The organism is Chryseobacterium carnipullorum (assembly GCF_900142785.1).
Lineage (GTDB): Bacteria > Bacteroidota > Bacteroidia > Flavobacteriales > Weeksellaceae > Chryseobacterium > Chryseobacterium carnipullorum.
Genome location: NZ_FRCD01000004.1, coordinates 123,544 through 148,370 on the forward strand (window position 1 = coordinate 123,544; position 24,827 = coordinate 148,370).

Below are 24,827 nucleotides of genomic sequence, written 5' to 3' on the forward strand. Positions count from 1 at the left end.
CTGATTTGAGCAACTCGACAAGGCAATAAACACCAGACCAAATAAAAATGTTTTTTTCATAATATTTTATTTTTGTGGTACAAATGAAGGAATAAAGCTGAAGTTTTAAAAAAAAATAAACCCCCAAGAAAGCCTCTAATTTCAATAACATGATAATCAAGCAATTAAAAGACATTATTAAAGTTGCATACTTGTATAAATCTCCAAAATGGGATAAATAATACAGATTACTGGATTTATCTTTTGTGGAAAAAAGCAAACTTGAATTCAATTCATCTTCAAAATTCTGCAATTTTTTCTGCAACTTGGGATCAGTCGAAGAAAAGTAAAAAAACAGGGTTAAGGATAAAATGAACTAAAAGGCATTTTTTTAACAGATTGAGTAAATGATTACGCTTTTCTTAGCGATCAAAACGCTCTCTTTTATAGAAGCTGCAAGCCTTAATATTTCGTTTCAGTTTTTAATAATCTTTTTACTGTTGATTGTTCCTCCTGTATGTTCTGATAACGCAGAATAGCCAGTAGATACTTCAGGAATAAATAGCTTCTTACCGTTCCAATCTCTGATTCTTGGGGCAAATTTAAATCCCAATACCTGCATCAAAGCAAACACATGGTCGGTAAACCCTGAAGTATCCGTATAATGTTCTTTTAAAGAAAAACTGGCAGTTAGACAATACCATACAGATAAAGTGATGGCAATGTATTTTCTATGGTATCAGAGATTGAAAGGGATTTGATTTCTAAAAGAACAAAAGAGGCTTTGCAAACAAAGAAAGCTAGTGGAATAAAATTAGGAAGACCAAAAGGCCAGAAAAAAGTAAACTCGATGAATGCAGAAGTGAAATAGAAGCGCTACTTAAAAATGGATCTACTAAAAAATGGATCATGCCCATCCAAAATTGGGGATTGATTTTAAACCAATTTATGCTTATTTTTGAAAAAAGGCTCAGATTATAAATCTAAGCCCTGACTTTTTAACTTACACACTTTACGGCATGTTTCGTTAGTGTATTGCAAAATATTTAAAATTATCTTTTAATAACCTTAACGGTTTTAAAGGTCTTACCTTTTGCATCTTTCAAAGAAAGTAAATAAATTCCTGAAGGATATTTAAGAATCTCCGTATTTATCTCCTTTTCAATAGCATCAAGATTTCCTTTTGAACTGAAAATTATTTTTCCATCTGTCCCCAAAATATTGATATTGTAATTTCCTGATGCATTTTTCAATTTAATATGAATTGATCCATTTTGCTCCACAGGATTAGGATAGACAATCAATTCTGAATTACTATTTTTCACTTCGGCTACAGAAAGTGTTGAAACTGGATACACCAAAATTTTCCGTCCATCATACCCCACTGCATAAACAGCTGTAGCGTTAGAAGGATAGTATACTTTGGTTGTTTGATTGCTAGTATCACCCGTTCCCATAACAGATACATAAATCAATTGATTATTGGCATTGAATGTTTCATAGGCAACTGCATTTTTCCAAACACTGTGCTGTACAGTAAGATAATTATTGCTTAAATTAACTCCCTGACCTGTTTGTCCGCTAAGCGGAAGCTTGTTACTGAAAGCTTTAATACTTCGGGATGAAATATAATGTATTACAGGCGAAACAGGTGTCTGATAGTTTTGAGCTTGTATGGATGCAATGGTAGCATCGATTTGAGCTTGTGTAATGGTAAGCTGCCCGATACCGTAATCATCAATAGATTTGTTTATAGGTTTTAAAAATCCGGTTTTAATAAAGAATCCGGTTAAGTCTTCTTGTACCGCATCGCAGGTATTTTTCACAAAATTCAGAAGCAGTTCACCATTTGAAATCCCAGAAGCATTATAACTTCTTGCCACGTTTGCAACCGTCCCAAACCAGTGTGCATAATCTACTCCTGTATAGTTAGTTGGATAATTAAGGGAAAGAACCGGGGCATTTCTTGAAGCTCCCGCCAGCTGATAATACAGCTCAAGCTGCCAGAAAGGTACCAGCACTTTAAAAACATCTGTATTGCTATTCCCTTGTAGAGCTTCCTGATTGACGGCTGTATTCAAAATGGCTCCGTTTATTCTTCCTCCTTCAATGCTCGCCATTCCTGTTGTCGGTTCTACAGATTCTCTTTCCAGCCGGGACATTCCATCATTTTGTGGATTCATATGATAATCTACCCATGTACTGTGCATATTATTAGTAACCTCTGTAGTGCCAATCCATTTAAGGTCCGGTCTTATCTGATTGATATGCCCGAATTCATGTGCAATTCCCCATAAAGACAATTGATTGACATCAGCCAGAGTCTCTTCGCCCCAGTCAGAATCCATATTTATACCTAGTCCGCCAGCATACCAGCCTCCGCCATTATTACTATAGCTGAACATACGGTTTTTGGGAACTAAATTATATTTATACAGCCCCATCAAAAGCCATTCATTTTTTACAATAAGGTCATATTTTGAAACAAGCTCTGCGGGATTAAAAGTAGCATAATTTTTCAGCATACTTTTTTTGTAAACCAAATGAGAATGCTGTCCCACAACGTCAATCATATGATATGCTGAATTTGTAAGATTGGCCTGCCAGTCACTTTGCGTAGAGGTCTGATAATGATATAGTCCATTGACCTTACCGGAAACAATATTGATTTTAACATCAGGCAAAGCTTCATTGGCATTATAATAACTGATGTATCCTAAACCACTGTTGGTCAGCTGAAATACATTCAAACCATTATGAAGTTCATAATAGGAGGTAGTACCGCCAAGAACGGTAGAAAAATCCTTTACCTGCAACGAGATGCTGGCACCGGGAGGGATATTCTGCGCAAACAAGGCCACTTTATCTGCCTGTGCAAAGACAATACCTGTAGGGTTTTCAAAACTGTCGTAACCGCTTCCCACCTTTAAATTACCTGTGGTAACAGAAATAGGCGGGTAAACCTTATAATCCTGAACCCTGTATTTATTTACATAAGTTCCATTGAACAGGCACTGTGCCAGCCCTTTATAGAACGGCGATGCCATCCCATCAATATCCGCCTGACTAACAGAAGGCTTTAATGCTGAGTAAAGTGTGTTGGCAAAAATATTATTATAAGGATTTACAGCTCCTGAAGAGCCTGCTGTATAAAAGCCCATTTCGGCACAACTAGCAAAATTTCCCTGGCCATTGTTTACGGTAATTCTTACATTTAAAGGAGTTATCTGGTTTGGAAAGTAGACATTCACAGGATAAGAAGAATGTTGAAAATCAAATGACATCAGGTTAACAAACGTACTGTTTGCACTAGTATTGTAACTGATGTTCACGCTTCCGAACCGGCCATTGTCCCCGCTGGGTCTAGGTGTATATTTCAGATAATCAATAGGAGTGGACCCGTTTAATCTGTAATTTAACACCACCGGAAAAGTAGTATTGCTGTATGAAGAGTGATACAGCGTATTTACATTATTATCATAAGATTTATCGATATTTTCTCCCGACTGGTAAGATGATGCGGTTGTTCCTGAAGGGATGATCGCAGCCTTCACATCGTTGGCGCCATTTATACTTAATTCTGATGTATTGATGGTACAGTCTGTACCGTCAGTAATCGCAGGTTGTGTTTCAGAAAAGAATTTTATCTCCGCTCCGCTCGAATAGTTTCCAATACCAGCGTTTACTGAAATTTTAATCGCGTAAGGGTTCAGGATAGCTGTTGGAAAAACAACTTCTTTATCCTGAGCATTGGATGCCCAAATTAAATTATTGCTTACCGAGATGAAAGTATTCGGAGCCCCCTGTGTACTGTAGGAAATACTTATATTGGTCCACATACCGTTTGTCCCGGATTGTCTGGGAGTGTAAATCAGTTTTTTAATGCTGGTGACATTTGAGGTAAAATAAAATTTAAGCTCATCCGGAATACCATTCTGTGACCATTTCGAATGATAAATCGTGGTATTATCACCGTCGAGCAACTTTGCAACTTCACTCCCCGGCTGCCCCGGCTGCAGAGATGAAACTGAATAGATAGGAACCTGATAAAGCTGTGAAAATACAAGCGATCCCCATAAAATAAAGAAATACAATAGTAATTTTTTCATGTGATGTTATTTTATATATAAAAAGAGTTTTTAAAAGAGCTATAACTTTTATCTGGACATTATTTTTACAACATAAGATTTAACTTTTTATCTAAAAAATTTATTAAGGTTGATAGATTTTATCCTTAACATGTTTTTTTTACTTTTCGTGAGCTGATCCCACAACCTCAAGAAAACGAAAATGAACATGGTAACATTCGTAAACAATTTCTAAGAAATGAATTTCATAGCGCTGAGACAATTCAATACATATTTCTTGCAAGCCTGTTCAAACTTCTTCGCTAATAACCTAATTCCTTTATTTCATAGGAAAAATAATACGGTAAAGAAGTAAAGTTTTATTATGCCTTTTCAAAATATGATCATCCATAAATCAAAGCTTCATCTTTTTATTTTTTGAAAAAATATCCGTTTTTCAAACTTTTCCTCTTTAATCCCGAGACAGAGCCCCGAGGAATTCTTTAGATTAAAATAATGAATATTAATAGATAAAAAGAATGTAGTTGTCCAGTTTCCAATACTTTCTATACCTTTATAGATAGTCTCCTGCATTTTGAGTGGAATATCTCATACTCCCTGCTGCCGAAGTACCGTTTATAAGTATCTGATATGTTCCTTCTGCATTAGCATTAATTGCATTTGAATTAAAACTTACGTGTACTGTTACATTCTGCGTTCCAGCCAAACTAATGGTCTGGCTAAGGTCAACTGAATTTCCAATAGTGACCTGTATCGGTCCTCCTGCATTCTGCTGAAAAGTTTTTGCACACAAACTTCTCCAGTTACTTCCATTATACAAAAATGTACAGTTCTCATTAGTATTATATACCTGAAGACCGGCAGCAGGTGTTGCAGTAGCATTCATCTGAACAGAAGTCATACGTGGCATCAAAATCCCAGCTGATGTAGATGTAATATCCAAAATAGAAGAAGTATTAGGAGTTGAAGTACCTATCCCAATTCTTCCATTATCTAAAACCGTTACCATCTCTAAAGCACCGGAGTTATTAATTTTCAAAGCTTTCGTAGTACATAAGTGAAAATAATAATTTTTCATGGCCTTTGTTTTTAAAATTAGTTGTGTTTATCCAAAATAATCAGCAAATTATTATCAAGTATACAAATTAAGGAATAAAGCTGAAATTTTTTAAAAAAACAAGCCCCCAATAAAGCCTCTAATCGCAAAACACTAAAAATCATCAAATTAACAACCCATAATAAAGCTATACACTAATATAAATCTCCAAAATGGGATAAATAAAACAGATTGTGAGGCTTTTTTTGTGGGAAAAACAAACCCGAATTCAATTCATCATCTTAAAATTCTTCAGTTTTTTTCTGCAACTACAAGAAAACGAAAAATATTATACATCTAATTTTGATTAGGAAGAAATTGCAAGAAAATGACGACCATCTTTAAAATAAAAATCCTGCAATTTTATATAATTGCAGGATTAATAAGCTTTTTAAGCATTTTTGACAATGTTTTTAACGTCTGCTCAGTGGAGAATACGGGATTCGAACCCGTGACCTTTTGACTGCCAGTCAAACGCGCTAGCCAACTGCGCCAATCCCCCTACTTTCTTAAAGCGGTACAAAAATAGGTATTTAAACTACATATCCAAATATTTTATCCTCTTTTTTCTAATAATTTACAGTAGAATTTCCTTTGCTGTTCAGTATTTCAACTGAGTTCTTTAAAAAATTCCGAATACAATAGTGAACAAGCATCTCACAATCAGCAGGTTTACATTTCTTTTTTTAACTGGAGTGCCCGCTGATAAAAAGACTGCTCTGCCATCTTCTCCTCTGCTTCATTGATCGCCGCCAGAAGATTATTCTTATTGTCGCCGATATCACCCAATACTTTTGACACCAGATCCCAAACAGGTTTCATTTTCTCTATGAGCTCAATCCCCTTTGGAGACAATACGATAAGTCTTCTTCGTTCATCGTATTTATCCTTTTTAGACTGAATGAGCTTTTGCTTTTCCAACTCTTTAAGCAGACTTATGGTTGATGGATGAGTGTATCCTATTTCGTTGGCGATCTCTACAACACTCAACATTTTTTTATGATGCAGGGTAAAAATCACCGGAAAATATTTCGGCTCAAAATCAATATCAAAAGATTTATAGATCAAAGCACCATCTTTCCGGAGTTGCTCACTGAGACGTTGCAACCTCGTAGATATGGCCAGAATCCCTGATTCATCTATGATGTTCATACAGTTTGGTTTTCTTTTAAATGTAAAGAATAAAAAACATTATCGGCATTCATCAAGGGAAAACGAGTCGGAAGGTTTTCTTTTTCAACCTCTACGAAATGATTCCGTTCATAAAAACGCATGGCTGCTTTAAGTATAGTAACAGTCCCTAAATAGATGGAATGTATTCCATTTTCACGACAGAATGAAACTAAAACGCCCAGCAATTCCTGCGCAATATTCAGTTCCTTTCCTCTAAACTCTTTTTTGACAAACATTTTTCTTACCGCTCCTGCCCTTTCATCAAATTTAACCAATGCTATTGAACCTACCAATTCCCCTTCAATAAAAGCGCCCCAAAAATTTCCACCAGGTTCCCTGTAAAAACTTTCAATCTGTTTAAGGTCCGGCTGATCTTCTACCGTAATCGGAACATTAAATTCTTTCTGCTGGATGGTTAGGATCAGATCAATCAACTCATCAGAATAACTATTGTCTAGCTGCTGGATATTTATCTTCATTTGGTTTAAAATTAACAGTACAAAACTACGTAGTCTGCTACATATATACAAGTGAAATATGTTTTTTGTTCTATTTTAACATTATTATTCTTTTGTAAAATGACACCTCACTCAAATAAAAAAACGCATGTCATTGTTGACATACGTTTTTATGATATAGATTGAAAATTATTATTTCCATCCACCGCCAAGAGCCTGATAAAGGTCTACAGCAGCTTTCATTTTACTGTATTCTGCATTGGAGATATTCAATTCAGCGTTCAATGAATTTACACTTGCATTCAATACTTCAAGGTAGTTGGCCATCCCATAATTGACAAGTTCCTGAGAATAGTCAACCGATTTTTTGTAAGCTTCCAATTCCTTTTCTTTCAATTCTATAAAAGAATCCTGAACAGAGAACACTCTTATCGCATCAGAAACCTCTTTTCCAGCTGTAAGAACTGTTTTTCTGAAGTTTAAATACGCAGTTTCCTGATTCGCTAAACTTACGTCGTAGTTCGTTCTGATGGCTCTTTTATTTAAAATAGGTTGAGCCAAACCTCCCACAACACTTGCAAATAAGGAATTCACACTGAATAAGTGGTGGATATCGAGAGACTGGATCCCTCCACTTCCCGTAATCTTTAAAGTAGGATAAAACTGAGCTTTTGCAGCATTGGTCAATTCAAAAGCATTCATCAGATTATACTCTGCTCTCATCACATCCGGACGGTTGGCCAGCAATTGAGCCGGATATCCCAATTTCAGATCGATGGGTATTTTTTGCGTTTCCAGTGTAGATCTTTCAATAGCGTGAGAAGGCTCTCCCATCAGTAAACTCATGGTGTTTTCCAATAACTGGATCTGTGTATCAATATCAATCAATAAAGATTTTGCATTGAAAACCAATGCTTCACTTTGCTGAACGGCAACTTCTGTCACAGTTCCTGATATCTTTAATGCTCTGGTTGTTTCTAAATTTTTCTCACGAACAGCAATGGTTTCCGTAATGATCTTTTTCTGGGAATCATATGTTAACAACTGATAGTACGAAGAAGCGACCGATGCGATCAAATCACTTTTAACGGCTTTATGGGCTGCAACCGTTCCTAAATAAGTAGCAAGCTGAGCTTTTTCCTGAGCTTTTAATTTACCCCAGATATCAGCTTCCCAACCAAGGCTTGCTGTAATATCAAGCTGATTGATGTATCTTCTATCACCGAATAGTCGCCCGGTTTGGGTATTTAAAGACTGGGTCTGGAAAGTATATCCAGGTCCTACAGTTAATGTGGGTTCATACGCCGCTTTACTCTGCTTTAAGTAAGCTTCTGCAGAAGTAATACTCTGTAAGGCAATTCTTATATCTAAATTATTTTCTAAAGCTTTTGAAATATGTCCCTGAAGTATCGGATCTGTGAAAATTTCTTTCCAGGAAATATTCGCGATATTAGCACTGTCTGCAGGAAGCATATCTGTGCGGAAAAGCTTTTCATCTACAACATTTTTCGGCCTTTCATATTCTTTTCTGGCCATACATGATGAAACGGCAGCAAGAATTGCGACTGAAAAAGTTATTCCTTTTATAATGTTTAATAAACTCTTCATTTTTGTTAATTAGAAGTTAGAGTTTAGAAGTTAGAAGTTAGTTTTAGACTCATCTCTAAATTCTAACTTCTAATTTCTTGAACTTTAATTTTATTCTGCTAAATTGATTTCTTCTTTTTTAAGCGGTTTCACTTTTTCTTGTAAAGTCTGGAAAATTACATACAAAACAGGAATTACGAAAAGTCCTAAAATTGTCCCTATTAATAATCCAATCGCGGCACCTGTAGCAATAGATCTGTTACCTACCGCGCCAATTCCGCTTGCCAGAACCAATGGTAATAAACCGAAGATGAAAGCAAATGAGGTCATCAGGATCGGTCTCAATCTGGCTTTTGCCGCATTGATGGCAGACATGACAATGGTTTCCCCATGATGCCTTCTCTGGACCGCAAATTCGATAATCAAAATGGCATTTTTCGCGAGCAATCCAACCAACATAATCAAGGCAATCTGGAAATAAATGTTGTTTTCCAAGCCCATTATTTTTTGTCCAAAATAGGCTCCCATTACCCCAAGAGGAAGAGAAATAACCACCACCAAAGGAAGAATATAACTTTCATACTGTGCAGAAAGAATGAAGTAAACGAAAATTAAACTTAATCCAAAGATCAAAAGAGTTTGAGATCCTGAATTTAATTCTTCTCTTGTTAACCCCGTAAACTCAACATCGTAATTTTGATTTAAAGTTTCTTTCGCTACGTCCTGAACTGCCGTAATTGCATCCCCTGAACTGAATCCTGCAGAGTTGGCTCCTGTAATCTTTACGGAAGTAAACAGGTTATATCTACTTACTGATTGCGGACCGTATGCTTTTTTAAGCGTTACAAACTGAGAGATCGGCGACATTACTCCGGATGCGGTTCTTACATACAATTCATTTAAATTATTGATGTTCTGTCTGTTTTCAGGAAGCGCCTGAACCATTACTCTGAACTGTTTTCCGTATTTCGTAAAGTCGGCCGTATAAACTCCCCCGATGTATCCCTGCATCGTACTAAGAATCGTACTAACAGAAACTCCCATCTGTTTAGCCAAAGGAACATTGATGTCCATCTGGTACTGAGGATATTTTGTGTTAAATGATGACTGGGCAAATTCAATTTCAGGTCTCTGCATCAGTTTCCCGATGAACTCGTTGGTTTTATCATCAAGATCAGCATAATCACCACCTGACTTGTCCAGTAATACCATTTCAAAACCTGCACTGTTACCAAAACCTGGTACACTCGGCGGTTGGAAGAATACGACTTTTGCATCCGGAACTTTTCCTGAGATCCCGAATAGTTTTTTAGTAATATCTTCAGAAGTCTGATTGTCTTTTTTCCTTTCGTCAAATGGTTTTAACTTAATAAAAGCAAGACCATTATTACTTCCGTTTCCTGATAAGAAACCTCTACCGGTAGAAATGGTAACGTTTTGTACACCAGGAACCTTCATTGCGTTCGCCTGAAGTGTTTTCAAAACGTTATACGTTCTTTCCATTGAAGCGCCCGGAGGAAGCTGCACATCTGTAAAGATAATTCCTCTGTCTTCCGTAGGAACGAAACCTTTTTTCATGGTTGAACTCGCCCAGAATAAAATTCCTCCCGTCACGGCAAAAATGATCAAAGTAACCCATTTATGTCTTAATAAGAACACAAATCCTCTTCCGTAACGATCTGTAGTCGTTTTGAAAGCAATATTAAATTTATAGAAAAACTTCTGTAAAAAGTTTAAGTTTTTATATCCTGCATGATGAGCATCGTGAGGTTTCAGGAATAATGAACATAAAACCGGACTCAACGTTAAGGCATTAATCGCAGAAATGATAATCGCAATAATCAGCGTAATCCCAAACTGCTGGTAGAAAACCCCTGTTGGACCTGTAATAAAGGTTACGGGAACGAATACCGCTGCCATCACCAGGGTAATGGAGATAATAGCTCCTGTAATCTCGTCCATTGCTTCTACCGTCGCTTTTTTTGCATCGGAAATACCGTGTTCCATTTTCGCATGAACGGCCTCGACGACGACAATCGCGTCATCCACCACAATACCGATCGCAAGAACTAATGCAAATAGAGTAAGAAGGTTTAATGAATATCCAAATAAATTCAGGAAGAAGAATGCTCCTACAATAGATACCGGAACCGCAATCGCCGGAATCAACGTGGATCTGAAATCCTGTAAGAAGATATACACCACAATAAATACCAGGATAAAAGCTTCAATCAAGGTATGAACTACCTTTTCGATGGATGCATCAAGGAATTCGTTGGTATCAAAGTTAAACGTATATTTTACACCTTCAGGAAAACTTCCTTCCGCTGATTTAAGGTACGATTTGATATTTTTAATAATATCCTGAGCATTGGAACCCGGAGTCTGGAAGATCCCCATACTGATGGAAGGGTTGTTTCCGTTTTCCCCAACTCCTGTATAAGACTGTCCTGCCAATTCAACTTTAGCCACATCTTTCAGCATTAAGTTCTGTCCGTCAGGAAGCGCTTTAATGATAATATTGTCATACTGATCTTTTTCGTTGAATTTTCCGACATATTTAATGATATATTCAAAAGAACTTCCACTGTTTTGTCCTATAGAACCAGCAGCCGCTTCTCTACTCTGCTCATTGATCGCAGCGGTAACATCATCCGGAGTTAATCCGTAAGCTGCCATTTTAGAAGGATCCAGCCAAACTCTCATGGAATAGTTTTTACCCCCGAAAACGTTGGCATCACCTACTCCATTAATCCTTTTCAGGTTTGGAATAACGTTGATATTCAGGAAGTTTTGAAGGTACACATCATCTAAATCCTTATTTTCAGAATAGAAAGACATATACATCAGGGCACTCGTCTGCTGTTTCTGGGTAACAACTCCTGAACGGGTTACCTCACTAGGAAGTAACGGTGTTGCTCTTGTAACACGGTTTTGTACGTTTACCGCAGCAATATCCGGATCAATCCCTTGTTTAAAGAAGACCTGAATCTGTGCCGAACCATCATTTCCTGCACTGGAAGTAATGTAGTCCATTCCTTCCACCCCATTGATCTGTTCTTCCAAAGGGACTACCACACTTTTCATAACAGTTTCCGCATTGGCTCCGGTATAGTTTGCTGAAACGCTTACGGTGGGAGGAGCAATATCGGGATACTGTGTGACTGGCAGGGAAATTAATCCCAAAACACCGAGAATCACAATCAAAATTGAGATTACGGTGGATAAAACCGGTCGGTTTATAAAATTTTTAATCATTTTAGAATTTCGGTTTTATAGATTGTACAAGGCTATCCATTTTTACAGGTTTAGGCTTTACGGCAGTTCCCGGTTTTAAACCTCCGATTCCAGCAGCAACGATCATTTCACCTTTATTAACTCCGGATTTTATTAAAGCCATATTGTCAATTCTGTCGATCACATTAATTACAACATTTCTTGCAGTATCACCTTTATCAACTTTATAAGCATACACAATACCTTGTTGCTCGTAAGTTGCGCTTTCAGGAATTACCAATACGTTATCATACGTTTTTGGAAGTCTGATAGATCCGCTGTTCCCGTTGCTTAACAATTTCTGTGGATTCGTGAAAGCAACTCTGAACTGAATGGTACCTGTTGTCACATCAATCTGTCCTGTAATGGCTTCAATTCTTCCTTTTTCAGAATAAATACTTCCATTGGCCAATTGTAGCTCAACCATCGGAAGATTTTTGATCTTCTCAGACATGGTAGCTCCCGGAGATTTTTCAAGAAAATCAAAGTATTCTTTTTCATTCATAGAAAAATAGGCAAACAATTCAGAAGTATCTGAAATCGTAGTCAGCGCCGTCTGATCTGTTGGTCCCACCAAACTCCCCACTTTTAAAGGAAGCTTCCCAATCACTCCGGAAATAGGCGCACGAATAATAGAATATTCAATGTTTGCGGCTACTCCTTTATAGTTTGCAGAAGCTTGCTGTTTTGCAGCAATTGACTGCTGCAACTGAGCTTTAGCCTGGGATAAATTTGCCTGTGCAGTCTGCAACTGAACATCGCTGATGATATTTTTAGCCACCAAAGGCTTTAGCTTATTGACTTCCACCTGCGCGGCATTTACCGCTGCCTGCGAAGCTGCAATCGTTGATTCAGCGGCACCGATTCCTGCTTTTGCTGCTGCTGCATTTTCAGTAAGAATATTGGTTTCAAGACGGAATAAAGGTTGTCCTTTAGTCACATATTGCCCTTCATCTACTAAAACCTGAGTGATATATCCCTGTATTTTCGCACGTACATCATTGTTGACTCTTCCTTGTATGGTAGCTGGAAATGTCTGATAACCTACGATACTTTTTGCCTCCACGTTGATGACAGGATATGGTTTTGCGCCATCCTGTTTTGGAGCTTCTTTTTTGCAGGCTGTCAGTGAAAACGCTGCAATAGAAAGTATAACTAGCTTATTATTCATTTTAAAGTTTATTAAGAGATTCCTGAATATTTTCTATATTTTTATATAAGAGTGCTTTGTAAGCTTCTATTCGTTCGTTGTATTGATTGTCATGATTTTTTTTAAAGTTGTTCAGGTCATCCAGCAGTTTGAGCTCGTCCTCCATTTTCTGAACAATTTTTTCAAATCTTATCTTCTTGTATTCATCATTGATAAAAAAATACCGTTTTCGCTCATCCATTTTATTATGATCGATGATCAGCTCTGCATTCAGCAGTAATGAAATACTGGTAGAAACAGAGCTTTTGCTTGCAGAAAGCACCTCGACAAATTCGTCAAAAGTGATTCCTACTTTCTCATAATCGAAGAGAAGGTAGGAATAAATCTTTGAGGCTAAAGGGGGTAGGTTGAAAACAGTGCCATAAAATTTTACAGCATCTTGAAAAATTTTTTCATCAACTTCTATACTTTGGTGCATAATATAAAAATTTTAACAAAAGTAGAAATTAGTTCAGAACTAAACGAACAAACATGATAGAGTTTATAAATACAGACTCTTTTAAAAATTCAATGAAAGTTGATTTAACCTTTTACTTAAATTATAATCTTCTCATACGCCTTCCTCATTCCATCTGCCAGAAGAACTTCCCCACAATAGGAATATCCTTTGCTTTCAAGGATTTTCAGCATGGCCATATTATCATAATTGGTATCTACTTTTATACTTTGTATTCCGTGTGATTTTGTAACCTCTTCAATATGGTCAAACAATTTTTTCACCATTCCCCTTCCTGCAAATTTCGCATCAACGGCAACTCTATGGACCACTAAGAATTCGCCGTCACTTAGCCAGGCTCCTTCAATCGTACTGTAAGCAGGCTCGTCATTTAATATCAGGGCTGCATAAACGGCAATTTCTCCGTCTATTGTAAGAACATAGCCGAAACCTTTTGCAATGTCGCTTTCTACCGTCCCCATATTAGGATAGCCATTCTGCCATTGCGTACTTCCATCCTGTTTTCTTCTTTCAATGGACTGTTGAATAATGTCCCAAATCTCATTTCTGTCTTCCATCTCAGCTTTTCTCAGCTTTGTTTCTAAATTCATTATTGTAGGATTTTTAATTAAAAGATAAATAGATTCGGAAATGTAAATAGCCGTGTTTTTAATTTTTGGTTAAATCCCAATCTGGTAGTCTGATCTCAAAAGGAAAACGACCCCCTATCTCTATTGATTAAAATTGATTGCTAAAAATTTCAAAACTGATATCTCCAAAATTCCCAATCGTTCTATCTTTAAATCATTTAACTTTTAACTCTTTGAATGCTTATTATTTGAATCAAAAAACCGAAAACTAATTAAAATTAATTTTCGGTTCGAAGTAGTAAAATTTAAAATTATGAAATTGTTTTATTGATTTTCACTTTGCTGAAGATAAGCATCTATTACCTGGAATGCATTCTTCTCGTCTTTCAGATCTACCATGATTTTTAACGACGTGGCGGTAGGCGTTGTCGTAAAGGTAAGATAACTGTTTTCGACGCTGTTTGTAATTTGTGCATCATCCAATTTAGACTTTATTAACTGGATTTCTGAAGGCTTATCACTTTCAAAAACCGATACTCTCGTACTTCTTTCCATATTTCTATATCGTTTGAGTATCTAAATGTACAATGTTTTTTTTAAAATTACAAATCTTTGGTTTTAAATTTTATTAAGATTGTTCTCAATTTTATCTAACGCCAACTGAATTTCTTCCTGAGTAACATTCAGATGGGGTCTGAAACGAAGAGACTGATCTCCACACGGAAGAATGATCAATCCGTCTTTGAAAAGCTCGCTCATCAAGTGGTTTCTGTCTTCTGCTGAGGGCAAATCTATAGCACACATCAGACCTCGTCCTCTTGCATTTGAAATTTTTTCAGGATATTTTTGAGCCAGTTCTTTTAATCTGTCCAAAAGATATTCACCAACCACTTTTGCATTTTCAACCAGATTTTCTTTTTCGATGACTTCCATCACCAACTGGAAACGAAGCATGTCGATAAAGTTTCCTCCGAACGTAGAATTGATTCTTGAGCTTTCTCTGAACACGTTGTTCGGGATCTGATCAAATTTTTCTTTATTGGCTAAAACCCCACAAACCTGAGCTTTTTTTCCAAAAGAAATAATATCCGGCTTTGCTGTAAAATGCTGGAACGCCCACATTTTCCCTGTAATGGCAATACCTGTCTGCACTTCATCAAAGATCAGTAAGATTTCATTCAAATCACACAGTTTTCTCAATTCCATTAAAAACTCGTCTCTAAAGTGATTGTCACCACCTTCAGCCTGGATAGGCTCAATGATGATACATGCTACTTTATTCGGGTTCATTAAAATGGCTTCTTCGATCTGAAGAAGGGCCAATCTTTCGTTCTTAATGGTTTCTTCCAAATTCTCTTCCGTGATTGGGAAAGATAATTTAGGATTTAATATTCTAGGCCAGTCAAACATCGGGAAATACTGATATTTTCTTGGGTCAGAAGTATTGGTTAAGCTTAATGTATAGCCACTTCTTCCGTGGAATGCCTGTCTGAAATGGATACAGATTCCGGCTTCCGTCTGAAGTCCTTTTTCAAAATTCTTACGCGTTTTCCAGTCGAAGCACGCCTTCATTGCATTTTCTACCCCTAAACTTCCACCTTCAATAAAGAAAGCATACTGCAGTTCTTCAGGAATAACTACCCTTTCAAAAACTTCAAGAAAGTGAGCATATTCCTCTGAATACACGTCTGCCAAAGTTGGCTTGTTCACCGCCATTCTTCCCAGCCATTCTGATCTTTCTACAAGATAAGGATGGTTGTAGCCTACAGAAGCTGATGCGAACATCGAGAACATATCCAGATATTCTTTGTCTGTAAGTTTGTCATAAAGCCATGAGCCGTGGGATCTTTCAATATCCATCACAAAATCAAAGCCGTCTGCCAAAACGTGTCTTCCTACTGTTTCTTTTACTTTATTTGCTTTTATATCAATTGTTTGTTCCATAATTAACTGTGTTTGATTTAAAAATTGAATGCTTAAAAAGATTTAAACATTCCGGGTTATTAATTTTTAAATTTTTAAATCGGTAAATGATTTAAGTTAGAATTTCTACAGGTCGAATTTAATTCCTTGTGCCAAAGGAAGCTGAGCTGTATAATTTATTGTATTGGTTTGTCTTCTCATATAGTATTTCCAAACATCTGAACCGGATTCTCTTCCGCCTCCTGTTTCTTTTTCACCCCCGAAAGCACCTCCGATTTCAGCACCTGAAGTTCCGATGTTTACGTTCGCAATACCACAGTCTGAACCTGCATGAGATAGGAATAATTCTGCTTCTCTAAGATTCTGGGTCATGATCGCAGATGACAATCCCTGAGGAACATCATTCTGGATCGCAATAGCCTCTTCCAATGTTTTATATTTGATCAGATACAGGATCGGCGCGAAAGTTTCGTGCTGAACGATCTCATAAGAGTTTTTAACCTCTGCGATGCATGGCTTAACATAACATCCTGATTCGTATTCTTTTCCACTTAAAACACCACCTTCAACAGCAAATTTTCCACCTTCTTTCTTACATTTCTTGATAGCCATTTCATACTGATTCACGGCATCTACATCGATAAGTGGTCCTACGTGGTTATTTTCGTCTAGTGGATTTCCTATTTTCAACTGTCCGTAAGCTTTTACCAATCTTGTTTTTACTTCGTTGTAAACGCTTTCATGGATGATCAGCCTTCTTGTAGAAGTACATCTCTGTCCTGCCGTACCTACAGCTCCGAAAACAGCTCCAATGATGGACATGTCTATATCTGCGTCTTTAGAGATGATAATTGCGTTGTTTCCTCCTAATTCAAGGATAGATTTTCCGAATCTTTCTGCTACTTTAGAAGAAACCATTCTTCCTACTCTTGTAGAACCTGTGAAAGATACTAATGAAACTCTTTTATCATCAACCAATTTCTGCCCGATCTCATGGTCAGCAACCAATACGCTTGAAATACCTTCAGGAAGATTGTTTTCCTTCACGACTTCAGCCATAATGTTCTGACATGCGATAGCACATAATGGTGTTTTTTCTGATGGCTTCCAGATCGTAACGTTTCCGCAAATCCATGCTAAAGCTGTATTCCATGCCCATACGGCAACCGGGAAGTTGAACGCGGTAATAATACCAACAACCCCAAGCGGATGGTACTGCTCATACATTCTGTGACCAGGTCTTTCTGAATGCATGGTGTAGCCGTGAAGCTGTCTTGAAACTCCTACTGCGAAATCGCAGATATCAATCATTTCCTGAACTTCTCCCAGACCTTCCTGAAGGGATTTACCCATTTCATAAGAAACCAGTTTTCCAAGGTCGTCTTTATATGTTCTTAATTTTTGGCCTAACTGCCTAACGATCTCACCTCTTTTAGGAGCAGGGATAGATCTAAACTCCTGAAACGCCTTCTGAGCCGTCTCTATTACCTTGTCATAATCACTTTCTCCGGAAGTCTTAACTTTAGCGATGAGTCTGCCATCTACGGGAGAAAAACTCTCTATTGTTTTCCCTGAAGCAAAATATTTTCCGCCCACTGAAGTCCCCTTATTTTCTTCTTTGATACCAAGGTTTTTGAGTGTTTTTTCGATTCCGAAATCCTTTACTTTTTTAGACATAAAATGTTACTTTTCGTTTCCTCTAAAGATAGAAATATTATGCGAACCTCAAAATTTTAATTTTTAAGACGCTTTTTATTTGGACTAATTATAAACATGCTTATCTTTGTCTTGTAATCTTTTGAATTTCAGGAATGGAAAATAATAATACCATAGAGGATAATCATACAGCAGAAGAAAAGAAGCCTTCCAAATGGAAAAGCCTGGTTAAGAAGTTTGGTATTGGTGGAATCATATTCTTCACCGTAAAAGGAATAATTACCTCTACTCTTATGTATTTTCTCGGTAAAAATTTCTGGACCATCATCAGTAATTACTTTACCACCTTATTTGAATAAATATTGGATCTATTGATAAAGAAAAGCAGAGATATTTTCTCTGCTTTTCTTTTTTAGGAACTTATTGGAACGGCTATGGTTCGCTATGAATTGGGGGTAAAGACCATTTAAAATTTTCAGCTTTACAATGCTATTTTATCCTTATTCTTCTTTCTTTTTTCTCCCCGAATTGACCAGGCTTTGATGCAACAGATACTCGATCTGTCCGTTGACGCTCCTGAACTCGTCATTGGCCCACTTCTCGACCTGCTTGTAGGTAGATTCATCGATCCTGATGACAAAGGATTTCCTGCCTTTGTTTTCGGAGGGTTTTGAAGTTTTTTCCGGTTTCATTCTTTTCTCTTTGCCAGTTTAATACTACTTTTTAATAACGCAAAAGACGCAAAGATTTCGTTTCAATCAACTTATACCCATTCGCAAAAGCACTTCACTCGGCTGAGTTGGGTATGAAATCTACGTATTCATTTTTGATCTTTACTGTATACTCTTGATTTTAGTAAAGAGTTCCTGCATTCAAAATGGGCTGCGCTGCTTTTTCACCGCAAAGCACGACCATTAAATTGCTTACCATAGCTGCTTTTCTTTCGTCATCAAGCTCAACAATATTTTCTGCTGAAAGTTTTTTCAATGCAAGGTCTACCATTCCAACGGCCCCTTCCACGATTTTCGTTCTTGCCGCTACAATGGCTGTTGCCTGTTGTCTCTGAAGCATCGCTCCTGCAATTTCTGAGGCATACGCCAGATGAGAAATTCTCGCTTCCTGAATCACAATTCCAGCCTTTGAAAGTCGGTCGGTAAGCTCCTGCTCTAAAATAGAATTGATCTTATCCCCTCCTTCTCTTAAAGTAATCGGAGCATGATCATCTTCTAAGTTATCGTAAGGAAAACTCATCGCCAAATGACGGACCGCTGCTTCACTCTGCATTCTTACAAAGTCTGAATAACGTTCAACATCAAAAGCCGCTTTATAAGTATCTCCTACTTTCCATACCATTACTACCGCGATTTCAATAGGATTCCCCATTTTGTCGTTTACTTTCAACGTCTGTCCCTGAAGGTTTTCTGAACGTAATGACATTTTCTGTGATGAATACAGAGGATTGATAAAAAACAATCCGTTATCTTTTACTGTTCCTACATATTTCCCGAAGAAGTTCAGTACCCTTGAATGATTGGGTTGAATAATCATCAGTCCCTTCAGAAAGAAGCAGAACAACAGAAAGCAAAGCATCGCAATAATCACCAACGTGATGCTCTGCTCAACTCCGGAAATAAAAAAATAAACAGCTCCGATAAACAGAACCAGACAGAATACTAATGCAAGATAGCCCGACATAGGCTTTAAAACTTTTTCCATGATTGCAATTTTTAATTTGATATTATTATGATATCATAAAGATATGAATAAGTTTTGAATTTTGGTGAGTTTTTTTTGTATGAGATTCGAGGTATAGAATTGAAAGAATTCTGTGATGAAATTTATAACGTTTTTAACTACCCCGTCTTTTTGCTTTACAAAAATCCACCCTTTCGTGGAAGGGGAATTTAGGTTGAGATCACTTAGCCGTCTATGTAAATTGAAGGGTATTCACTGCTACAATTACTAAATTATTTTCTTTCAGAAATCCGCAGTATTCATAATCGCTGTGTATGAATTTCCCAACGCAGATATTCCCACCAGAAAAGATCTCTGTATATCTGCTGCTTTTACCATCTGCACGTTCATTATTCTGTCTCTTTTTGCCGTCGGATCTCCGATAATGGTATTTTTAAATCCGAAATCAAAGGCTGCTCTGGTGGTAGAATTCAAGCAAACGTCTGTCATCATACTGTGCTTTCCATGTTTCTTTTTTGCTGCGCATTAATTGTTACCAGTAAAGTTATAGTCAGGCATAAAACCAGAATACTTTTGAACAGATTTTTCATATTTTTTTTCGTTTTTAAGCTTTCTGGAACAAAATTAGTGGCGCTCTCATAACTGACATTTGAACTGGTTCAAAAAACACCTGTCGTATTAGATTTTAATCAAAAAAATATCGGAAAAACCCTGTGTAATTTTAAAAAATAAACCTAAATTACGCTATCTTTTGAAGAAAAAAAGATTCTATTAATGTTGAAAAAACATTAAATTTGCCCACATTGATATTATGGATAAAAAAACACAGACAAAACAGACGGAATCGCCTGATAAAGGCAAAATATTATCTAAGCCACGTATATTTTTCGGGCTTACCTTCATCCTTTTTTCTGTTGTTCTGGCATTTTCGTTCGTCTCTTATTTGATGAACTGGAAAGCAGACCAGAGCCAGGCAGGAACCATGACCGACAAGACGATCAAATCCTCCAATATATTTGGAAAGGTCGGTGACTGGCTGGGGAATATTTTTATATTCGAAAGTATAGGGATTGCTTCATTTATTATTGCTTTCTTATTTCTGGTTGTGGGAACCCTTATCCTAAAAAAAAGAACATTTAAACCATGGAAAACCATAGGCCATTCTTTGTTTTTTATCTGTTGGCTTCCTATTTTCATGGGGGCTGTCACTAAGGGACAGGGTGTTTTGGGAGGTGTTTACGGATACCAGATTATGGATTATCTTAATGCCATTATTGGTTCGGTTGGTCTTTGGATGGTATTGGCGGCGAGTATTCTTTTGTATTTCATTCTGGAATTCAATCTTCGTCCAAGCTCTATTAAAGCTAAACTGGGTAAGATTAATGACAATACAATCGGTAAGGTTAAATCGATGATGCCGAGTTCAGAGGAAAACTTTGAGGCAGATGAAGAACTTGAAGAGGAAGTTGAGACATCAGCACCAAACGTGACCGTTACAGATGTCCCGAATAATAAAACAAAAGTAAAAGAACAAACTCCGGTAAATATTCCTAAAGGATTTCCTGAAGTTCAGCCTACTACGGATATAGCAACGATCGTAACGCCCAATCATACTTCTTTTGAAGGAGAGGAAAAACCCATCAGCTTAAATCTGAATACAAAACCAGCTGTTCCCACTTCAACACCTGAACAGGCTTTTGATATGACACCTGTAAGTCCGGCTATCAATCCGGTTCCACCTGTTTCTAAACCACCTCAGGACAACATCAAATTCAATGTAGAAGTAGCCCCTGTTATTGATGTACTGGACGAATCAGACAGAAAATCACAGGAACTTGTAGAAAAGCATGGATTGTATGACCATAAACTTGATCTGGCAGGTTTCCAGATGCCGACGGTAGAATTGCTGAAAGATTACGGGAACGAAGAAATCTCTATCAACCAGGAAGAATTAGAAGAAAATAAAAATAAAATTGTAGGACTTTTAAAGAACTTCAATGTGGGTATTTCTGAGATCAAAGCAACGATCGGACCTACCGTTACTTTATATGAAATTGTTCCGGAAGCAGGAATCAGAGTATCTGCCATTAAAAAACTTCAGGATGATATTGCTCTGAATCTTTCTGCGTTAGGAATCAGAATCATTGCTCCAATGCCAGGAAAAGGAACCATCGGAATTGAAGTTCCGAGAAAAAATCCTACGATGGTTTCGATGCGTTCTGTGATTGCTTCACACAAATTCCAGAATACGGATATGGATCTTCCGGTAGTTTTCGGAAAAACGATTTCCAACGAGGTCTTTATGGCTGACCTTGCCAAAATGCCCCACTTATTGATGGCAGGTGCTACAGGACAGGGTAAATCAGTAGGGATCAATGCCATTCTTACTTCCCTCCTTTACAAAAAACATCCAAGCGAACTGAAATTCGTGATGGTGGATCCAAAGAAGGTGGAACTTTCGCTCTATTCAAAAATTGAAAGACATTATCTGGCCAAACTTCCGGATGCTGAAGAAGCCATCATTACAGATACGAATAAAGTAATCAATACACTGAACTCTCTTTGTATCGAGATGGACACAAGATATGATCTGCTTAAAAATGCATTCTGCAAGAACTTAAAAGAATACAACAAAAAGTTTACAGAGCGAAAATTAAATCCTGAGAACGGACACCGTTTTCTACCGTATATTGTTTTGGTTGTAGACGAATTTGCTGACCTTATCATGACCGCAGGAAAAGAGGTTGAACTACCAATTGCCAGACTTGCTCAGCTTGCAAGAGCGGTAGGAATCCACCTGATTGTTGCTACGCAGAGACCTTCTGTCAACGTAATTACAGGGATGATCAAAGCTAACTTCCCTGCAAGAGCAGCCTTCAGGGTAATCTCAAGTGTGGATTCAAGAACGATTCTGGATTCTCCGGGTGCAGATCAATTGATTGGTAAGGGAGATATGCTTTATTTCAACGGAAACGAAATTTTAAGACTTCAGTGTGCTTTCGTAGATACTCCGGAAGTGGAAAGACTGGCAGAGTACATCGGAGAGCAGAAAGGATATTCATCAGCATTTTTACTTCCTGAATTTGTTTCTGAAGATTCTACCAGTACCGTAGGTGCCTTTGATCCCAACGAAAAGGATGCCCTGTTTGAGGAAGCCGCAAGAATTATTGTCTCTACGCAACAGGGATCTACTTCCATGTTACAGCGACAGCTTAAATTAGGCTATAACAGAGCAGGAAGAATTATGGATCAGCTTGAAGCAACAGGTATTGTAGGTGGGTTTAACGGAGCCAAAGCAAGAGAAGTCATTATCAGTGATCTTCATTCTTTGGAACAGTTTTTGGAAGATTTGCGTAGTTAAAGGGAAAAATGCTTTGATAAGCTGACCTTAGCATTAGAATGTTTAAAGTTTATTAAATAGAAAAATGAGAAATATTATTTCAAAAGTTATAGTCGGAAGTTTAGTGGTAGGAACTGTAGGATTTGTTCAGGCACAGAAAATCGATGCGAAAGCTAAAAAGATTCTGGATGACATCACCGCCAACTACAATTCTAAAAAGAACTCTTACTTCAAGTTTTCTTTTGGAACAGGACTGAACGGACAGGTGAACAAGACAGAACCAGGAATTTATTATTCTGCAGGTGATAAGTATAAGTTGAAAATCATGGATACAGAACAGATTTTTGACGGGAACAAAATCTACAATATCAATGCAGATGATATGGAGGTAACGGTTGCCAAGCCTAATGGAAGCAGCAGCATGTTCTCCCCTATCAATTATCTTACGACCTACAGAAATGATTATAATGTAACGTATAACGGTAAAAAGAACGTCAATGGTGTGAATGCTGACTTCATTAAACTGACGCCAGTAAAATCCAATGGGATACAGTATGTTTACATTTTTGTAGATTCTGTGAAAAAACAGATTGTAAAACTTGAACAACACGGAAACAATAAAGACGTAGCCGTAATTGCTATTAAAGAATATAAGGAAAACCAGACTCTGGACCCTAATATGTTTGTTTTTGACAAGAATAAGTTTAAAAATTACATCATCACTGAACTTTAAAAATAAAAAGTATTAAAAATTATAGAAGCCACAAGTAAACTTTGTGGCTTTTTGATTAATTTTGGCGCATGTTAAAAATACTAGACCGATATATCATAAAAACCTTCTTTGGACCGTTTTTCTTTATATTCAGCGTTTTGTTTTTCATCTTTATTGTAAACATTATCTGGGTTCAGCTGGGGCAGTTCATGGGAAAAGGGTTAAGCTACTGGCAGATCCTCAAACTTCTTTTTTACCTGGGGATCAGCGTTATCAGTATGGTACTTCCACTTACTATTTTGCTGGCAAGTATTATGTCTTTCGGTGAATTTGGAGAACGGTACGAGCTTGCGGCCATGAAAGCGGCAGGAATTTCCCTGACACGGGTAATGGCGCCCCTCATGGGTGTTGCAGTAGTGCTTGCAGTCATGCTTTTCTTTTTCTCCAATAATATCATTCCGGATTTTCAGAAAAAGGCCAAGAATATGCTTTTTAATATTGCGCAGACAAAGCCTGCCCTTAATTTTACTCCGGGACAGTTCATCGATCAGATTCCGGGATACATGGTAAAATTCGATAAGATCTATGGTGAGAATGAAGAAAGCATCGAAGGGGTTTTTGTACACAGAAAGGCCAGTACTTATGAAAATCAGCAGTCTATTGTGGCAGAAAGAGGAAAATTCGTTCCTGCAGCGAACAAAAACTTCCTGAAGCTGGAACTTTACAACGGCTATATATTTGAAGATAATTTCGCCGGTAAAAGTGAAAACGTAAGACAGAAACAACCGGATCAGGCAATTAAATTTGATACTCTGGTTTCGCATTTTGATATTGGTGAAATCATTAACAAAGCCATCGAAAAGGAGCAAATTACAGATGACTACCGTTTTCAAACATACGGTCAGCTTAATGAAACCGTTGCTAAAAGTAAAAAAGAGAACCTGACTTTCTTTTCGAATGTAAGTTCCGATGTCCTTAGCCAGACCAATTCTGTGATCACCTATATGGATAAAAATAAATCCAAAGCAGTGGCAAAACCTCAGATCAAACTGGATACCGTAAAGGGAGAAAAAAAGCTTGAAATCATCTATAATTCATATACAAGACTGGAAAACCTAAAAACAACGGCAGCCAGTAAAAAGAATGAGTTCAGCTCCAATATCAAATACTTCAGTAAAGTAGTTATCTACCAGCAGAGAATCATTTCCTATTCTGTAACCTGTATCATCTTCTTCCTGATCGGTGCCAGTCTAGGATCGATCATCAGAAAGGGAGGAATGGGACTTCCCGTAATTATTGCGATCATCATCTTCATTATTTTCTACGTGATGAATCTTGGTATCGAGAATATTTCATGGGGAGGAGGAATGAGCCCTTATTTAGCAGCTTGGCTACCCAATCTGATTCTTCTGCCATTCGGAATCTGGATGACGTATAAAGCGCTTACAGACTCACAGCTGTTTGATGCTGAAAAGTACAAAGCTTTGTTTAAACCCATCACGAAGAGGTTTGTCAAGAATAAGGAACATAAGAGATATCAGTAATTCTTGTTAAAAGATTGAAAATTTAATAATTTAAAGATTATAACAGGCCCGGATTTTTTCCGGG

General features: G+C 37.3%; 20 protein-coding genes and 1 tRNA gene. 4 read left to right on the forward strand and 17 right to left on the reverse strand.

Features of this window, described 5'->3' with window-relative positions; all coding sequences use genetic code 11:
• Positions 1–454 precede the first annotated feature (454 nt).
• The 14 genes from BUC06_RS05980 to amaB form a co-directional block, all read right to left on the reverse strand.
• Entirely contained in the window at positions 455–703 is a 249-nt protein-coding gene (locus tag BUC06_RS05980) for a Tn3 family transposase (protein WP_083563990.1), read from the reverse strand.
• 328 nt (positions 704–1,031) lie between these two features.
• Positions 1,032–4,088: a M60 family metallopeptidase gene (locus tag BUC06_RS05990; protein WP_073331105.1), complete on the reverse strand. Its 3,057-nt coding sequence runs from the start codon at positions 4,086–4,088 to the stop codon at positions 1,032–1,034.
• 532 nt (positions 4,089–4,620) lie between these two features.
• Positions 4,621–5,145, reverse strand: a complete 525-nt coding sequence (locus tag BUC06_RS05995; protein ID WP_073331108.1) for a hypothetical protein — start codon at positions 5,143–5,145, stop codon at positions 4,621–4,623.
• Positions 5,146–5,591: 446 nt separating this feature from the next.
• A tRNA-Ala gene (locus BUC06_RS06000) sits at positions 5,592–5,665 on the reverse strand.
• A 170-nt stretch (positions 5,666–5,835) separates the two neighbouring features.
• Positions 5,836–6,315, reverse strand: coding sequence for a MarR family winged helix-turn-helix transcriptional regulator (locus tag BUC06_RS06005; protein WP_073331111.1), 480 nt, complete (start codon positions 6,313–6,315; stop codon positions 5,836–5,838).
• Positions 6,312–6,815 carry a GNAT family N-acetyltransferase gene (locus BUC06_RS06010; protein WP_073331114.1) on the reverse strand — a complete coding sequence of 168 codons (504 nt, stop codon included), beginning with the start codon at positions 6,813–6,815 and terminating at the stop codon, positions 6,312–6,314. The genes BUC06_RS06005 and BUC06_RS06010 overlap by 4 nt, the downstream gene beginning before the upstream one ends.
• Before the next feature lie 171 nt (positions 6,816–6,986).
• On the reverse strand, positions 6,987–8,402 hold the full coding sequence (locus tag BUC06_RS06015) for an efflux transporter outer membrane subunit (protein ID WP_073331117.1): 1,416 nt from the start codon (positions 8,400–8,402) through the stop codon (positions 6,987–6,989).
• A 90-nt stretch (positions 8,403–8,492) separates the two neighbouring features.
• A complete protein-coding gene (locus BUC06_RS06020; protein WP_073331120.1) occupies positions 8,493–11,639 on the reverse strand; it encodes an efflux RND transporter permease subunit in 3,147 nt (1,048 codons plus the stop codon).
• A gap of 1 nt (position 11,640) precedes the next feature.
• The gene (locus BUC06_RS06025; RefSeq protein WP_073331123.1) at positions 11,641–12,828 is read right to left on the reverse strand and encodes an efflux RND transporter periplasmic adaptor subunit; all 1,188 of its coding nucleotides are present in this window, start codon (positions 12,826–12,828) and stop codon (positions 11,641–11,643) included.
• A gap of 1 nt (position 12,829) precedes the next feature.
• On the reverse strand, positions 12,830–13,285 hold the full coding sequence (locus tag BUC06_RS06030; protein ID WP_073331126.1) for a transcriptional regulator: 456 nt from the start codon (positions 13,283–13,285) through the stop codon (positions 12,830–12,832).
• A 116-nt stretch (positions 13,286–13,401) separates the two neighbouring features.
• Positions 13,402–13,914 (reverse strand): GNAT family N-acetyltransferase, encoded by a 513-nt coding sequence (locus BUC06_RS06035; protein WP_073331131.1) that lies wholly within the window; start codon positions 13,912–13,914, stop codon positions 13,402–13,404.
• A 303-nt stretch (positions 13,915–14,217) separates the two neighbouring features.
• On the reverse strand, positions 14,218–14,448 hold the full coding sequence (locus BUC06_RS06040; RefSeq protein WP_073331134.1) for a DUF2007 domain-containing protein: 231 nt from the start codon (positions 14,446–14,448) through the stop codon (positions 14,218–14,220).
• Between the two features lie 63 nt (positions 14,449–14,511).
• Positions 14,512–15,837: an L-lysine 6-transaminase gene (gene lat / locus BUC06_RS06045; RefSeq protein WP_073331137.1), complete on the reverse strand. Its 1,326-nt coding sequence runs from the start codon at positions 15,835–15,837 to the stop codon at positions 14,512–14,514.
• Between the two features lie 105 nt (positions 15,838–15,942).
• A complete protein-coding gene (gene amaB, locus BUC06_RS06050; protein ID WP_073331140.1) occupies positions 15,943–17,493 on the reverse strand; it encodes an L-piperidine-6-carboxylate dehydrogenase in 1,551 nt (516 codons plus the stop codon).
• Between the two features lie 134 nt (positions 17,494–17,627).
• On the opposite strand from amaB, the gene BUC06_RS06055 reads away from it, so the two are divergent.
• Positions 17,628–17,831, forward strand: a complete 204-nt coding sequence (locus BUC06_RS06055; RefSeq protein WP_073331143.1) for a hypothetical protein — start codon at positions 17,628–17,630, stop codon at positions 17,829–17,831.
• A gap of 141 nt (positions 17,832–17,972) precedes the next feature.
• On the opposite strand, the gene BUC06_RS06060 is transcribed toward BUC06_RS06055, so the two are convergent.
• From BUC06_RS06060 to BUC06_RS06070, 3 genes are all read right to left on the reverse strand, one after another.
• Positions 17,973–18,164, reverse strand: a complete 192-nt coding sequence (locus tag BUC06_RS06060) for a type II toxin-antitoxin system antitoxin (protein WP_073331146.1) — start codon at positions 18,162–18,164, stop codon at positions 17,973–17,975.
• 160 nt (positions 18,165–18,324) lie between these two features.
• Positions 18,325–19,188, reverse strand: coding sequence for an SPFH domain-containing protein (locus tag BUC06_RS06065; protein ID WP_073331150.1), 864 nt, complete (start codon positions 19,186–19,188; stop codon positions 18,325–18,327).
• Positions 19,189–19,449: 261 nt separating this feature from the next.
• The gene (locus BUC06_RS06070; protein WP_073331153.1) at positions 19,450–19,659 is read right to left on the reverse strand and encodes a cysteine hydrolase family protein; all 210 of its coding nucleotides are present in this window, start codon (positions 19,657–19,659) and stop codon (positions 19,450–19,452) included.
• 319 nt (positions 19,660–19,978) lie between these two features.
• Between BUC06_RS06070 and BUC06_RS06075 the strand changes: the two genes are divergently transcribed.
• The 3 genes from BUC06_RS06075 (at position 19,979) to BUC06_RS06085 (ending at position 24,763) form a co-directional block, all read left to right on the forward strand.
• The gene (locus BUC06_RS06075; protein ID WP_073331156.1) at positions 19,979–22,528 is read left to right on the forward strand and encodes an FtsK/SpoIIIE family DNA translocase; all 2,550 of its coding nucleotides are present in this window, start codon (positions 19,979–19,981) and stop codon (positions 22,526–22,528) included.
• Between the two features lie 64 nt (positions 22,529–22,592).
• On the forward strand, positions 22,593–23,240 hold the full coding sequence (locus tag BUC06_RS06080; RefSeq protein ID WP_073331158.1) for an outer membrane lipoprotein periplasmic chaperone LolA1: 648 nt from the start codon (positions 22,593–22,595) through the stop codon (positions 23,238–23,240).
• A 68-nt stretch (positions 23,241–23,308) separates the two neighbouring features.
• Positions 23,309–24,763 carry an LptF/LptG family permease gene (locus BUC06_RS06085; RefSeq protein ID WP_073331161.1) on the forward strand — a complete coding sequence of 485 codons (1,455 nt, stop codon included), beginning with the start codon at positions 23,309–23,311 and terminating at the stop codon, positions 24,761–24,763.
• Positions 24,764–24,827: the final 64 nt, after the last annotated feature.